Annotated in this window: 1 pseudogene; it reads right to left on the bottom strand. The window is 39.8% G+C overall.

Going from position 1 to position 1,033, the window contains the following annotated elements:
- Positions 1 to 673 precede the first annotated feature (673 nt).
- A pseudogene (locus tag BM122_RS21385) lies at positions 674 to 850 on the bottom strand (LexA family protein); the annotation flags it as partial.
- Between the last annotated feature and the right edge of the window lie 183 nt (positions 851 to 1,033).

The following is a 1,033-nucleotide window of genomic DNA, read 5'->3' on the forward strand; positions in this document are numbered from 1 at the left end:
CTTATATATAGTCGATGTATTACAAGAAATTGCACCGGTAAGATTTCTTATACTTCAACCAAATCCTTACGTCTACATGAATTAAGCTATCTTTAATAGGTGAAAATGCCGACTGTATGAAACACTTATTTGACAGATAACAGTAACGATCTGTACTTTGGTTTTGTTCTTGCTAATTCATGCAACTCATATTTTTGTGAAAAAGATTTTATTAATCTTGAAGATGCAAATGAAGGAAGAGTCTTTTAAAACACAATTTATTTCCTCATTCTTAGCTACCTGGTGCGTCAATAAATATTAGGAATGCTGCCGTACAGGCACCCTTGAAATATTAAGCCAACCTCCGGTTAAAGATGCTGAGTTTCTAGCAAATGCTGCATGGGATGAGTATGTTGATAAAATTATTAATGTGAATGCTGGCTAAGATAATTATTCAGGTCGTCCTGTGCACCAGATGAGCTTGCCAAAGTTGCTGGCTAATCATACCACTCTTTCCTATTTCCCCATGAATAGGGGTACTAGAGATTTATTAATCATCTTCGCCCCACATTAATACCATCTACAAATACATCAGCACGCAACCTGAAATACTTATCACTTTTGACATTTCTCAACTCTACAGAGTTACCTTTTCTGATTCGATTAATCAGATATTTCTTTGCTCTATATATGATCACACGATAAAGCGTGCTACCGTTCCCACAACCACTCCCCACACCTGCAACTCCTCATGTTCCCGAAAACGGATGGGTGGATAGGCTGGATTCTCAGCGTGCAGTTCAATCGCGCCATTGCAGGCATACAATCGCTTGACCGTATATTCGTTGTTAATCACCGCCAGTACGATATGCCCGTGTTTAACGTGAAAGAACCCTTATTATGGGTGAGTGGGAATCTGGCTACTGAAAGCCATAAAATTAGAAATAGTTAGATCAGGCTGGTTTCGTAATGAAACCGAAACGAATCAATGCCTTGATCCAACGAGGGGCGTTGCGTTGAACCGAAAGTGCTTCATAGTCGGTGGCGCAATCCC

Source organism: Nitrosomonas communis, from assembly GCF_900114745.1.
Taxonomy (GTDB): domain Bacteria; phylum Pseudomonadota; class Gammaproteobacteria; order Burkholderiales; family Nitrosomonadaceae; genus Nitrosomonas; species Nitrosomonas communis_A.